This is a genomic window from uncultured Bifidobacterium sp. (assembly GCF_959020145.1).
In the GTDB taxonomy this organism is placed as follows: Bacteria; Actinomycetota; Actinomycetes; order Actinomycetales; family Bifidobacteriaceae; genus Bifidobacterium.
This window is the reverse complement of the sequence record NZ_CAUEQY010000005.1, coordinates 1-13,385: the sequence shown is the minus strand read 5'-3', so window position 1 is coordinate 13,385 and position 13,385 is coordinate 1. Positions and strand designations below refer to the sequence as shown.

Below are 13,385 nucleotides of genomic sequence, written 5' to 3'. Positions count from 1 at the left end.
GGGAAACAAACGAAGCTCAACGGTTCAGCAGGTTGGAGATCGGCTTGTAGATCAGGAACGTGACCACGCCGTGGATGGTGAACTTCAACGCGTTGAACGGCAGGAGCGCCGGCACGATAAGCGCCACGACCTGCGCGGTGGTCATGTGCGCGTAGAACGGCGTGACGATGATGTTGCCGACGATGGCGACGGCGAGCGCCACGACAGCGCCGACGATGATGCCGATCAGCGCGCCCTTGCGCGTCTTGTTCTTTTTGTAGATGAGCGATGCCGGCACGGACAGGGCCAATGCCACGAGCACGGCCATCAGGGTGCCCCATGGGTTGGTGAACAGGTGCGGCACGAAGCCGAGCACGCTGACGATGACGGCTGCGGCCGGGCCGAACGCGAAGCCCGCGACGAGGCAGACGATGCCGGATGGGTCGTATTTGAGCCATTGCACGCCTGGGATGATCGGGAATTCGATGAAGCTGACGGCCATGGACAGCGCCACGAACAGCGCGTACATGGCGATGCGTTTGGTGGACCAGCGGCCGGAGTCGGCGACGCCTGTGGAGTGCGCGTTGTCCGGACGGGTCATCGGCTTGTCTGCGGCCTGATCAGCTGCGGTATTGGAGGTATTGCTAGGAGAGGATACACTCATGTTGAGCTCCGTTTCTTCCATCCGGACTGTAACCGTTGGCCCCGGATTCTCACCGGATCAGCCGCTTTCGCGGGTCGCGGGCTTCGGTATGGGGCCGTTATGAATGCCGGTCGTGCCGTTACCGCCAGTAAGGATTTTCACCTTCCCTGAAACTTGCTTGTCCATATATACGCCCGCCATGCGATATGCGCAACCTGCGTTCCGTTTTCGTCTTGCGATTCGGAACGCAGCCTGCGCACGCCGCGACAGCGGGCATGTTATGACAGCAGGTCGAGCAGATCGTCCTTGCTGAGCGTGCCGACGCCGCCGGATGCGGTGCCGTCGGTGAATTGGCGCGCCAGCTCGTTTTTCTTTTCCTGCAGTTTCAGGATGCGTTCCTCGATGGTGTCTTTGGCCACGATCTGGTATACGTTCACGTCCTGGGTTTGGCCGATGCGGTGCGCGCGGTCGGTTGCCTGGTTCTGCGCGGCGGCGTTCCACCATGGGTCGGCGTGCACCACCACGGACGCGCCCACGAGGTTCAGGCCCGTGTTGCCGGCTTTGAGCGAGATGAGGAATGCGGGCACGTCGTTGCCGTTGAATTCGTCGACCAGTTCCACACGGCGTTTCTTCGGTGTCTCGCCGGTGATGGTGTAGTATTCCACGCCTTGTTCGGCGAGTCTGGCGCCGATGAGTTCGAGGAACGAGGTGAATTGCGAGAACACGAGGACCTTTTTGCCTTCGTCCATGCATGTGGCCACGAGTTCGACGATGACGTCGAGTTTGGCGGAGGCGTTCTTCGCGTCGGCGTATACGAGTCTTGGATCGCAGCAGATTTCGCGCAGCAAGGTGAATTCGGCGAGGATGCGGATCTTCTTGGTGTTGAAGTCGGCGTCCGACGCCTTGGTGAGCGTGGCGCGTAGCCGCTGTTCGTGTGCGGCGTACAGTTTGCGCTGCTCTCCTTCCAGTTTGACGGTGAGCACGTTCTCGAATTTGTCGGGCAGGTCGGTGAGCACGTCTTTTTTCAGACGGCGTTTGATGAACAGTCCCACCAATGCCTGCAGTTTGTCGGCCATGACGGAATGTTCCGGACCGGGAGCCATGATCGGCTGCTCGTATTTTTCGCGGAATTTCGTATAGGTGCCGAGCAGTCCGGGCATGAGGAAGTCGAAAATGCTCCACAGTTCGCTCAACCGGTTTTCGATTGGCGTGCCGGTCAGAGCGAAGCGATGGTCGGCCGTGACCTGTTTGACCGATTTGGCCACCTTTGTGGCATGGTTTTTGATGTATTGCGCCTCGTCGAGCGCCATCAGCGCGAAATGGCAGGCTGCATAATCGTCCACGTCGCGACGCAGCAGATCGTAGGAGGTGATCACCACGTCGGTGCCGTCGTACGTCGTGGCGCCATTCGTCGTAGCACCGTCGTTCTCCTGCGATTGCGCGGCCACCGTCGCGATGGCCTTGCGTCGCTGCGCTTTCGTACCGGCGACGACTTCCACCGTCAGATCGCCCGCGAATTTCTCGCATTCCGCGGCCCAGTTGTAGACGAGCGATGCCGGGCAGACGATGAGTGACGGACCGTTTCCTTTGCGCGCTTCGATGAGCGAGAGCAGCTGCACGGATTTGCCGAGGCCCATCTCGTCGGCGAGGATGCCGCCGAAGCCCTTGTCCCACAGGGTGGACAGCCATTGGAAGCCCTCCACCTGATATGGGCGGAGCACGGTTTTGAGCCGTTCGGGCACCTCATAACGTTTCGGATCGACGATCTTCACATCGTTGACATAGTCCACGAACGAGGCGCTCTTGTCCTCGTCATCGACCTGCGCGTCCAGCAGGAACGCTTGGTATCCGGGGATTTTGATGATGCCGGAGTCGAGCTGTTTTTCACTCAGGTCGAGGTCCGTGGACACTTGGTCGAGCTCATGCAGGTCGGCTTCCTTCAAATCCACGAACGTGCCGTTTTTGAGCCGATGGTAGCGGCGTTTTCTGCGGTAGGAGTCAAGCAGCGCGCCGACTTCGTTCATCGGCACCTCGTCGGCGATCGGTGAGATTTCAACGAGGTTCGAGTCGATGGACAAGCCGACCTTCACCGATGGCGGGTTGGGCTGCATCATGCCGTCGAATGCCGCCGTGGAGAAGACCTGGCCCACCGATTTGAGGATCTGCACGCCGTCGGTGAGCATGAGCAGGATAGCCTGCTCGTCCTCTTCTTTGACGCGTGCCACGTCGATGGAGCTCCATGTAGGGCACAGCTGGCGTACCACCTGCACGGCGAACGATTCTCGTGACAGGTCGCGTTTGACCTGCGAGGCTCTTGAACGTGAATCGGGGTTGATCACGCCGCGCAGTTCTTTGGCGGTGGGCACCAGTTGGAAGGTGAAGTCGCCGTATTTCGCCACCGCTTCGCAGGTGATGCCGTACAAATCGCGGTCCAGATAGAATTCGATCCGGCATTCGGTTCCCACCGCTTCGGTCACTTCCTGCGGAATGTCGAATCCGATGCCCGCTTCGGTGAGTTTCGGCACGATGGTTCGGGCGAACATGGGCCAGTCGTTTTCGGCGATGAACACGCCGTCCGGATCGTCGGAACACAGGTCAGGCAGCACCTGTAATGCCGGGCGCAGTTTATCGGTGCAGCGGAAGAGCCCGTCGATGCCTATCCTGTCCGTCTCCGTGGAATCGTCGGGACGTTCGCGGCTGAAAATGTAGAAGCCGTTGCGTCCGTTGATGACATCGGAGATGCTTTGGTTCGATGTGATGCGCACGCCCGACGCGGTGCCCTCATGCACGTAGGACGCCTTGAACGTGAAGGTGGGGTCGCCTTCGACAATGTCAAGGCCGAACGGTTCGCCTCCTTCGTTGGCCATGTGGATGCGGCTTGGCCCGGATTTCTTGGTGCGTTGGAAATCTTCGATAAGTAATCGTCTCAACCCGTCACCGTCCGACGTGCGCAGGAAACCGCGGGCCTTCGACTCGTGTTCCTTGTATTCGTCCTGTGTCACGGCGTGGAACAGGTCGAGCAGGTCGCATGCCTCCCAATCGGTGAGGACGAGTTCACGGTCGATGCGTACCGCTTCGCCGTAATAGTATCCGTTTTGCAGTTGGGCCGCCGTTCTGGATGCAATCACCTGCTGCAGGAAGCGGTATAGCTTCAGCGAGAAGGGGTCGAGCATGTCCGGAGTGTGGGTGAACGCGAGTTTTTTGCCATATGACTCGTATGTTCCCGTCCGCATGTCGGCCACGAATCTTGAGATGTTTTTGAGCGCATAGTCGGCGTCGCCGCATCCGATGCGCAGGGACAGGCGCAGGGCGTCATGGCCGTTGATCAGCGTGGGCTCGAGGTACACGCTTCCCGGTTTGACGTCGACCGGCGCGCTTGATTTGCGTTTCGGTTTGGCGGCTCCCTGTCCGGAGGCGCCACGTTGTTCCTCGATCAATCGGCTTTTCGCGTCGATGATTCGTTTCAGCACGTCGAGTTGGGCGTTCTCGCCGGCGTTGTTGCTTTTCGCATCGAGGGAGCGCATGTAGTCGGCGAGGGCCCGGGGTGTTGCGGCTGCGGCGTGGAATCCCCGGAATCGTTCCGGCTGCTGCAGGAACAGCAGCAGCATGGCGGCTACGTGCTTGCACATGCCGGTGTACCGGCGGCTGGTGGAGGAAGCCGAGTCGTCATCATCGTTGACGTGGCCGTACGTGCTGCCGGAGCCGAAATCGTCGTAGTCGTCGACGTAATCGTAGTCGTCGTCATCGTCGAAGCTGCGGTATTTCGGACTGTTGTGGTAGTCGAAGGTCCGGTAGGAACCGTAGCCGCGCTGCGAACCGCTGAATGCCGGGCAGGAGCAGTAGCGTGCCAGGAACAGCTCGTCGGCGAAATCAAGCGTGGCTTGCACTTCGTAACGGCTGGAGGGTGAGGTGGTGCCCCGTATGGTGGCATACAGGGTGATGCGGTTGGATGCGGTGTCGTTCAGGCAATGCAGGTCCTCCATTTTGGAACGCCATTGGTTGGCGATGCCGCGGGCGCGCTGCAGTACCGGCTGGCTGCATTCGCTGCGCAGCTCGTCGGAAAGCCATGCCAGAGTGTCCGCCACCTGAACCCCCATCGTTCGTACGTTTGTTCTCATGCAACCATACCAGCGCGATGGAACAGCAAAAGCCGCGGCCCGATCCGGACCGCGGCATGTTATCGCCCGTGTTGCGTCAGCGGCAGCGTTTGGTCAGCGGCTGCCATGGGTCGAGTTCCACCGGCTCGGTTTCGAGCAGCGCTCGGGTGGCGTCGTCGAGGTATTCCTTGCGGATGATGATTTCGGTCACATAGCGGTCGAACCACTTGTCGGAGGCCACGTAGTAGCCGTCTTCGCCGTTGTCTTTGCCCCAGCTGTTCTCCACTTTCCAGCGGTTCGGCTTGCCTTGCTCGTCAAGGTTCACGCCGGTGAGAGTCATGGCATGGTTGCTTGGACTGTCGCCGTATTCGAGGCCGTGCGCCTTGTCGAAGTCGAAATCGGTGCCGAACAGCTGGTCCACGCGCACGCTGTCGCAGTCGAAATAGCCGGCCGCACGCAGCGAGAACTGGGTGCAGTCGCAGGCGAACCAGATCGGGTGTCCGGCGCTAATCTGGTCGACCGCGGCCTTTTTGAACACGTCGAGCGGCACGTTGACGAATTCCATATCCCCCGCTTCGGCCACATTGGCGGTGTAGCGGATGCGGTAACGCTTGTTGAACGGACGGGACGCCATCGGCACGTTGCACAACGTCACCAGATCGTCAACGTCCACCGGCACGTACTTCTTGTAGAATTCCATCGGCGTGATGCCGGTTTCGCGGATCTGTCTGCGCTCGTCCTTGCCGGTTTTCGGCTTGTCGGCCTCGTCTTCGCCGCTTTTCTTATCGTCCTTCTTGTCATCGTCGCTCACGCGGGCCAGGAAGTCGAACTTCTCCGGCGGCTCGCCCAACGAGATGGCGCACATGCGGTACACGGTGGACATGTCGTCGTCCTTGACCGCGCGCAGTTCATCGACCGTGGCGCCGGCTGCGTAACGTTCGCGCAGGTCGGCGGCGAACTGGCGCAGCCTGCTGTTGAGGTATTGTTTGAACGCGTCGGAGTCCTTGGAATTGGCGGATTCCGGGTAGGCGCTCTTCGGCACGAGACCATACTTGTCTACAAGGGCGGCGAACATCTGCCACCAACCGCCGTCATCGGCCGGCCCGTAGTTGATCTCCTGGAACAGGCGGCTGTCGGTCGGCTCGTCGAGCGTGGCGAACACGTTTTCGAGATACGTGTTGGATTTTTCCATCGCATCCCAGAAGAACAGGTAGGTTTCGGAGAATTCGAAATCGTCGAGTCCCCACTGGTGCATGAGCTCGTAACGCAGGGTGTTGAGGGATGCGAACATCCAGCAGCGGCCGGATCGTCGCTGGTTGGTGATGGAACCCTGTTTCAGTTCGATGGAGAAGTCGCGTGGCAGCGCGCGCTGGCCTTTGTAGTCGGTGGCGGCTTCGAGCACGCCCGAGGACACCGCGGCGTTGGCGGCCACAAGGTTGGCCCGGTCGGCGTTGAAGTCTTTGGCGTATTGTGCGAGACGTTCCGGTTTGATTGCTGTGATGCTGTTGGTCATACGGCCGATTCTTGCCATACGTCTTGACGGATGCGAAATACTGGTTTCGGCATGCCGAAAAATCTGCCGTAAATAAGCGATTCGAATTCGTTCCGGGGATATTCTTGTACTACTTGAGGGGTTTTTAGGGTGAGGAGCGTATCATGCGTCGTCATGGTTCGATGATGGTCGTTTTGTCCGGATTGCTGGCTGCGAGTCTGGCCATCGGACTGCCGGTCGGTTCGGCGTATGCGGACGAGCCGACGGATGGCACCGGGGCCGGCACGTCCGCCACGGAGGTGTTGGATTCGTTGGAGGTCAAGGGCCGCGCGCCGAAAACCGGGTACAAGCGCACTCAATTCGGCAAGGCGTGGGCCGACGTGGACCACAACGGCTGCGACACCCGCAATGATATCCTCAACCGCGATCTGACCGGCGTGAGGCACAAGTGGCGTACGCACAATTGCGTGGTGAAGTCCGGAAAACTGCATGATCCATACACTGGCAAGGACATCAAGTTCAAGAAGGGCAAGAAGACTTCCACCGCGGTGCAGATCGACCATGTGGTGGCGTTGAGCGATGCGTGGCAGAAGGGCGCGCAGAAGCTCAGCGAGGAGCGCCGCACCGCATTGGCGAACGATCCGTACAATCTGCTGGCCGTGCAGGGGCGTGCCAACCAGAAGAAGTCCGATGGCGATGCGGCCACGTGGCTGCCGTCCAACAAGGGGTTCCGTTGCGAATACGTGGCGCGTCAGATCGGCGTGAAGCACAAATACTCACTGTGGGTCACGCAGGCCGAAAAGGAAGCCATGGCCAAGGTGCTGTCCTCCTGCCCGACGCAAACCGTGCCCGACTACACGGGGGTCAAGGATTCCACAGCCGAGAAGACCACCGAGTCCGAGCAGACCGAACAGACGCAAACCGAACAGTCAGCTGAGCAGGCCCAGCAGACTCAACAAACGACACAAGCACCTGCGCCCGAACCCGCTCCTGCTCCGGCTCCCGCGCCCCAACCAGCGCCACAGCAGGACGTCTACTACCAGAACTGCACCGCGGCACGAGCCGCTGGCGCCGCGCCTATCTACCAGGGCCAGCCGGGCTACCGTTCACAACTGGACCGCGACCATGGCGGAGTCGCCTGCGAATAAATCCAATACAGTGTCTCCACCTTCCGGTTACGAGACGTATGGTGCTGAGGCATAGGAAAAGCGCCAGGTTATTCATCTGGCGCTTTTCCTATATCTCAGCATTTTCCGTATTTCCGCGGTGCAGGCATGAGAACCGCTATAACCTGCGCAGCTGCGCGATATCATCGCGCAGCTGGTTGACGGTGTCCGTCAGTTCCCGCACATTGTGGCGCAACTGTTCCGTTTCCGATTCCGCCTCATCCGCACGCTTGTCGGTCTCGTCACGAACACGGTCGACGATCCATGAAGCCAGCGTCGCGGTGACGATGCCAATCAGGGCAACGCCGGTTATCATCAGTCCGATGGCGATGCATCTTCCCTGCCATGTCACCGGGGACAAATCGCCATAGCCGACAGTGGTGACGGTCACGAACGACCACCATATCGCTTCACCGAAATCGGTGATGGAAGCGCCTGGAACCCCACGTTCCACATCCAATTCGGCAAGGGCGCCGATATACATCAGTAGTGTCACGCTGCAGCATGTGTACAGTGTGATGCGCCCACGCACCGCCATGCCACCGGTACGATTGAGCACGTTGAGCACTGCCACCAGACGCAGCAGTCTCAATGGCCTGAAGACGGGCAATGCGATGGACACCAGCATCAGCAGATTGTCTTTGAACCAGGTTTTCTTGTCTTCCGCCAGCAGGATCGAAACGACGTAGTCGACGATGAACACCATCCAGATGATGTTGATCACCATTTCACACAACAGGATATGCGTCCTCGCCAGCACTTCCCACGAATACGCGAACAGGAACACCAATGCCAATGCCGTCATGAACCATTCCGTCGCACGACGCCATTTGTTCAACGTCATACCCTTTCCTTTCTTTCCGACCGCCATCGACTGCCATCATGCGGATCTCCCCGCACGCGTGGCTGTCAGCCTTTAAGAGGCATGCGATTGTCAAGCGACTGACCGTTGGCGTAGCAGCGTACATTGCCCAATGCGATGGCGATGATGCGGCGCTCGGTGATCTCAAGATGGTTGCCTCCCGCCACATGTGGTGTGATGAGGCATCTCGGCTCGCGCCACAGCGGCGAGTCGGCCGGCAGCGGTTCCGGTTCGGTCACGTCGAGCGCGGCGCCACGGATTCGTCCTTCCGCGAGCGCGTCGGCAAGCGCTTGGCTTTCAATGGCGTTGCCGCGGCCCGCGTTGATGATGATGGCGTCGTTTTTGAGTTTGCTGATGCGTTCCGCATTGAGCAGATGGCGCGTTGCCGGAGTGGATGGCACGCTCATGGCGATCACATCGGCGTATTGCAGCACGTCGTCGAGGGAATCGAAACCGACCATATGATCGACGCCCGGCGCTTCGACGGCGGGATTACGGCGAATGCCGATGGTTGTCATTCCGACGTTTTTGCAGAGTCGTGCGAAGTGTGATCCGATGTCGCCGGTTCCGATGACGAGCGCCGTTTTTCCGTTGGGGCTGATGGCGCGGCCCGCGTCCTGCCACATGGCGTTCGGGTTGCTTGCCGCGTAGATGTGCAGGTTCTTCATGATGGCCCACATCATGGCGAACATGTGTTCGGAGACGCTTTGCCCGTAAGCTCCGGTGGCATTGGTGAGCATGGATCCGGGCTGTAGGATGCCGGGTCGCTGGTATTTGTCGACGCCGGCACTCCAGGTTTGCAACCATTCGAGTTTGGGGCATTGCGCGCATTCCTCGGGCGCGATGTTGCCGATGACCGCGGTGGCTTTGGCTTTGAGTTCCTCCGGTACTGCGGCGGTCCAGCTCATGCTTCCCCGTTGGGTCGAATCGCCGACGAATTCCTGTGGTATGTCTTTCGCGGCACGTATGAATTGCACACGTTCGGATTCGGTCAACGGCAGGCAGTTGACGATCAGTTTGCGGTCGTTCCATATTCCCATGCGTTTTACCCTATGGCAATCGTCGGATATAGGGTTTCACGTTGGGTTCTGGGTCAGACGCCGAGTTCGTCGGTGTCAAGGATGATGGTGACCGGACCGTCGTTGGCGAGCCGCACGCGCATGTGGGAGCCGAATCGTCCTTCTTTTACTTCGAGTCCTTGCGCGCGCAGGGCGTCGTTGAATCCGTGCCATGCTTGTTCGGCGTGCGCGGGCGCTCCGGCTTTCACGAAGCTTGGGCGGTTGCCTTTGCGCACGTCCGCGTATAGCGTGAATTGGGAGATGGACAGCACACTGCCGTTCACGTCGTGGATGGAACGGTCCATTTTGCCGTTCTCGTCTTCGAAGACGCGCAGGTTGGCGATTTTGCGGGCGAGCCAGTCGATTTGTTTCGCTCCGTCCGTGTCTTCCACTCCGACAAGCAGCACATAGCCGATGCCTATATGCTGTGGTTCGAATGTGGTGTCGACTTCTCCGCTTGTCTCGTCGACCACGTCGACGGTTCCTTCGCTGACCTTCTGCAATACGATGCGCATATTCCGTCCCGTTCTTTTCAGCCGGCGTAGTCGACGATGGCTTGCGTGACCTGTTTCAGGTAGTCGAGCGACGTCTGCCAATCGTCCGGCACTTCGATGGAATGGTTGGCACCAGCGTACGTGCGCACATGGTCGGTGAGCAGATGCGCTTTGGCATCATCGTAGTATGGGTCGGCGTCACCTGCGCAGATTAGCGGCATCGGGCTGCCGGCAGTTCCCGGCAGCGGCGCGGGAATGACCGACTTGTGCTTGTCGAATGGCGGCGGATTGAGTACCGGGGTGAGCAGCACCACGCGCAATCCTAGTTTTGCGGAATGCGGATATGAGAGTGTGGAGAGCGATTTGGTGACGACCAGCAAATGCGGCTCCTCACCCGATTCGGCAGCATGTTCGAGCGCCGCCTTGCGCCATTCGTCGACCACGCGTTCCATGCAGGCGATCATTTCCGGAAACTCGACGCTTTCTGTCAGTTTCAGGTCGAGCCGGTCCACGAACCATCCATTGGCCGCAAGCGCCTGCGCTGCCCAGTACAGCAGCGGTCGGTCTACGGTGTATCCAATGCCCGGCATGATAAGCACGTGCTTGCCGGTTTCGGTGTTCTTCACACGGTTCTTACCCCATGGTGTGACTGCTGGTGTGACGTTTTTCGTTGTTGGTTGCGTGCCGTTCTTGCCCATGCTGTGTTTGATTCGCCTTTTCGTGTGTTCCGTCCGTCTTGGCCGGTCGTTGCGGCCGGCGTCGTTTCCCGTATTGCATGCTAGGCGGCGCCGGCTACAATCGTTTCCGTCAGTTCACCATGCATTGGTTGTTGTGGATTTTCGTGGCCATGTCGTTCGTTTCGGCGTCGTAGATGTTCCAGTTAGGTTTTCTCATCCCATATTTCATGGCGGCCTCTTTTCGGACGACTACGTTCATTGTATGAAGCATTGAACGCACAGCAGTCGAAACGGCCAAAACATCAGCCGAGCAGCTCATACACATTGCGCATGGCGAGCAGCCCGTCCGTCATCCACCGGTAGGCTTCCGTCATGTCACCGGAGAAATCCACATCACGGCGCACCCAAAGGTGTCGGTTCTTCTTGTCGGCATCCGGTTCGTCCCACATCACCTCGCCCAGATTTGCCAGTATCCGTTCAACGGAATCCCTCATAGCGTAAAGTTTCGTGTACTGGAACGTGTCGGTGAAGCACAGATCGACCGCAATATAGCCGCCTCGAATATTCAACGCCCCATTCGGGTGACAGAAGCCCAAGCCCACGCCGAAACTCGTCCACGTGTCGCTGTTCGTCTTGCGGCCGGACGGATCGCCATACACGTCGACAAAGTCGAGTCGCGTTGCGGCATATTCGTATAGGCCGTTCCAGAAGCTGCGCCGCAGCGAGATATTACCGCTGACTTGCCGCAGTTCGTCTAAGGTTCTGCCGTCCGCAACTTTCCACACTATCCAACCGTTGATCTGCTTATTCTCGCCGGTTTCAAGCATTCTGGCGCGGCGGAATGCGCCGGATGGGCTGTCGAATATCTCGCCATTGGACAGGCGGATGCGGTGGTCTTCGGTTACGGTTGCCGTGGCGGTTATGCCGGCATACCGGCTTTCCAGTACGGCTCCAGCTGCAAGAATGCCCCGCTTGCATAGATCAGCGAAATCAACGGCATTCTGTTCGCGTTCTCCCTGGTTCACGTTCCGATTGCGCAGAGTCTGCATAACCTCATTCCCCGCCGTGGGGCGTGCCCACACCTGCAATGCGAGATCGGCAAGTCGGGTGCCTCGCTGCGCGATTGTCTGTTCGTTCCATTGCGAAGCATCGTGCAGTTCTGCGGAAATGGATAGGTATTCGCTATCGTATCCGCCGATTGCGCGGTTTTTCTTTTGTTCGAATGTTCCGTCAGAAAGTTCCGAGTTGTATGCGGTCAATGTCAGATTGCCCAAACTGTTCACCAGCAGTGGGAATCGGTCGGGGTCGGCAAGCATATTGCGCCATTCGGCATGTGCCATGGCGTTCTGCGGCATGATGTGTTCGACGGTGTATTCGCTGAAGGATCGCGGATCCTTGGGGTGGTTGTGGTTTTCCAATCCGCCAAGCAGATATTTGCACCGCGGAGCCGGGCGGTACAAATCCTCGCCGAGCAGCGCCTGCCTGAATTGTTCGTCTGTGGGCATGCGCGTGGCTTTGGCGGTTTCAGTGAGCAGCAGCGCGGCGAAGGTTTCGACCAAATCGTGTTCGGCTGATTCAAGTTTGGCAATCAGAGACGGAACGAGCTTGTTCAATCCGTTGCTGGATACCGAGCAGATCATTCTGCGGAACAGATACGATTCAAGATCCGCAAGCATGCGCAGCAGTCCATCACAACTTACGCGATCACGCTTCCATGCCGCGAACATGTCCATAACCAACGGGTCCGTAACCGTGCTGACCAGTTTTTGAATTGATTCGAGACGGCGGTCCACGTTCATATCGCCGCTGCCAGCGGCGGCAACGCCTTTGATAGCGGCATAGTATTTGGCGTATTCCAGCATGTTCGCCAGAAGATTACGCGTGCGTTCCATGCGCAGCAAGGAACTGTCGGCCGCGAAACGTTTGAATTCCGCGTACATGACGCGGCCTTTGAGCACGGGCTTTTTCAATGTAACGACCATCCAGTCGTGCAGGAATGCATCGAATGAGAGGTTGCCGAGAACACGTTCCATGGGCAGCCAATAGTCTTCGTATAAGGTTTTCTGCTCGGCCATGGAGCACCCCATGAGCATGTAGTTGCGTACCAGGTCGGAAGTCTCCAGATCAAGCCCGGTGGAATTCATTGATTCGAATACCAGTTGCGGTTCGTCACGATCTTGGTCCAAGGTGACAGACACGACTTCGAGACGCTGCAGACCGTTCCACACCACGTTCGCATCATCGATTGCGGCGACCAGTGAACGGAACAGATCGAGGTTCGTTTCCAGCCGGGAACCCATATTGGCATGGTCCGGCCGATCTGGGGCGATCGCATGGTCGCACATGCTGTGCAGCACTTCCCTATCGTCGCCGGAAAGCGTCAACTTGTAGCGGCCTTCGCCGGTTGCGTACTTGTCGACAATATAGCCACGGTCGATAAGCATGTCTGTGGAGAATCGCAGGTTCTCAGGGTGTTCGCGAGCATATTCGGCCAGTGCGATAAGCAGCAGGGTCACCGAGGTGAGGCGCTGCTGGCCGTCGATGAGCTGGCATCGGCTGACACCATCCGGGCCGATGCCGCCGTCCTGCATCCACACGATCGACCCGGTGAAATGGGTTCTGTCAGGATTCCTGCCAGCCGTTACGATGTCGGCCCACAATTGCCGGCACTGCGTCTCGCCCCATGAGTATCTGCGCTGATACACCGGAACCACGAACCGAAGCGAACCGGTCAATAAGTCCAGCAGGATTTTCTTGCCAGCGTCCATGGTGCCACCTCTCGAAACATTGATTTTTCACCCTCATTTCCCATGAAATGAGAACAACAGCCACGTGACACCGCAAGCAATGCGTCTCTATGGCAGGTAGTGCCCGAAGGTTTGCGCACTTAGGGTCGTGCCCGTCCATGGGACGATGA

The 13,385-nt window shown here is 58.8% G+C and carries 9 protein-coding genes and 1 riboswitch; of the genes, 1 reads left to right on the top strand and 8 read right to left on the bottom strand.

What is annotated here, in order from left to right:
• Positions 1-16: 16 nt before the first annotated feature.
• The 3 genes from Q5H33_RS02885 to Q5H33_RS02875 all read right to left on the bottom strand — a co-directional run bounded on the left by Q5H33_RS02885 (position 17) and on the right by Q5H33_RS02875 (position 6,232).
• Positions 17-664 (bottom strand): ECF transporter S component, encoded by a 648-nt coding sequence (locus Q5H33_RS02885; protein WP_003810354.1) that lies wholly within the window; start codon positions 662-664, stop codon positions 17-19.
• Positions 649-801, bottom strand: a riboswitch (FMN riboswitch). Its footprint overlaps the gene before it by 16 nt.
• A 99-nt stretch (positions 802-900) precedes the next feature.
• Positions 901-4,740 carry a DEAD/DEAH box helicase gene (locus tag Q5H33_RS02880; protein ID WP_117320008.1) on the bottom strand — a complete coding sequence of 1,280 codons (3,840 nt, stop codon included), beginning with the start codon at positions 4,738-4,740 and terminating at the stop codon, positions 901-903.
• Between the two features lie 76 nt (positions 4,741-4,816).
• Complete coding sequence (locus Q5H33_RS02875) at positions 4,817-6,232, bottom strand: C1 family peptidase (RefSeq protein WP_011743328.1); 1,416 nt, start codon at positions 6,230-6,232, stop codon at positions 4,817-4,819.
• Positions 6,233-6,393: 161 nt separating this feature from the next.
• On the opposite strand from Q5H33_RS02875, the gene Q5H33_RS02870 reads away from it, so the two are divergent.
• A complete protein-coding gene (locus Q5H33_RS02870; protein WP_302423007.1) occupies positions 6,394-7,359 on the top strand; it encodes a DUF1524 domain-containing protein in 966 nt (321 codons plus the stop codon).
• A 136-nt stretch (positions 7,360-7,495) separates the two neighbouring features.
• Here the strand turns inward: Q5H33_RS02870 and Q5H33_RS02865 are convergent, their stop codons facing one another.
• From Q5H33_RS02865 to Q5H33_RS02845, 5 genes are all read right to left on the bottom strand, one after another.
• Positions 7,496-8,221 (bottom strand): potassium channel family protein, encoded by a 726-nt coding sequence (locus Q5H33_RS02865; RefSeq protein WP_287054280.1) that lies wholly within the window; start codon positions 8,219-8,221, stop codon positions 7,496-7,498.
• Positions 8,222-8,286: 65 nt separating this feature from the next.
• On the bottom strand, positions 8,287-9,279 hold the full coding sequence (locus tag Q5H33_RS02860; protein WP_302422936.1) for a D-2-hydroxyacid dehydrogenase: 993 nt from the start codon (positions 9,277-9,279) through the stop codon (positions 8,287-8,289).
• A 53-nt stretch (positions 9,280-9,332) separates the two neighbouring features.
• A complete protein-coding gene (gene dtd / locus Q5H33_RS02855; protein ID WP_151906733.1) occupies positions 9,333-9,812 on the bottom strand; it encodes a D-aminoacyl-tRNA deacylase in 480 nt (159 codons plus the stop codon).
• 17 nt (positions 9,813-9,829) lie between these two features.
• Positions 9,830-10,489 (bottom strand): hypothetical protein, encoded by a 660-nt coding sequence (locus Q5H33_RS02850; protein WP_021913678.1) that lies wholly within the window; start codon positions 10,487-10,489, stop codon positions 9,830-9,832.
• A 281-nt stretch (positions 10,490-10,770) separates the two neighbouring features.
• The gene (locus Q5H33_RS02845) at positions 10,771-13,236 is read right to left on the bottom strand and encodes a DUF262 domain-containing protein (RefSeq protein ID WP_151905497.1); all 2,466 of its coding nucleotides are present in this window, start codon (positions 13,234-13,236) and stop codon (positions 10,771-10,773) included.
• Positions 13,237-13,385 lie beyond the last annotated feature (149 nt).

Excerpts from the sequence above, each read along its gene's own strand:
- Q5H33_RS02865 (WP_287054280.1), bottom strand. The coding sequence starts at position 8,221 with ATGACGTTGAACAAATGGCGTCGTGCGACGGAATGGTTCATGACGGCA.
- Q5H33_RS02875 (WP_011743328.1), bottom strand. The coding sequence starts at position 6,232 with ATGACCAACAGCATCACAGCAATCAAACCGGAACGTCTCGCACAATAC.
- dtd (WP_151906733.1), bottom strand. The coding sequence starts at position 9,812 with ATGCGCATCGTATTGCAGAAGGTCAGCGAAGGAACCGTCGACGTGGTC.
- Q5H33_RS02845 (WP_151905497.1), bottom strand. The coding sequence starts at position 13,236 with ATGGACGCTGGCAAGAAAATCCTGCTGGACTTATTGACCGGTTCGCTT.
- Q5H33_RS02850 (WP_021913678.1), bottom strand. The coding sequence starts at position 10,489 with ATGGGCAAGAACGGCACGCAACCAACAACGAAAAACGTCACACCAGCA.
- Q5H33_RS02860 (WP_302422936.1), bottom strand. The coding sequence starts at position 9,279 with ATGGGAATATGGAACGACCGCAAACTGATCGTCAACTGCCTGCCGTTG.
- Q5H33_RS02880 (WP_117320008.1), bottom strand. The coding sequence starts at position 4,740 with ATGAGAACAAACGTACGAACGATGGGGGTTCAGGTGGCGGACACTCTG.
- Q5H33_RS02870 (WP_302423007.1), top strand. The coding sequence starts at position 6,394 with ATGATGGTCGTTTTGTCCGGATTGCTGGCTGCGAGTCTGGCCATCGGA.
- Q5H33_RS02885 (WP_003810354.1), bottom strand. The coding sequence starts at position 664 with ATGGAAGAAACGGAGCTCAACATGAGTGTATCCTCTCCTAGCAATACC.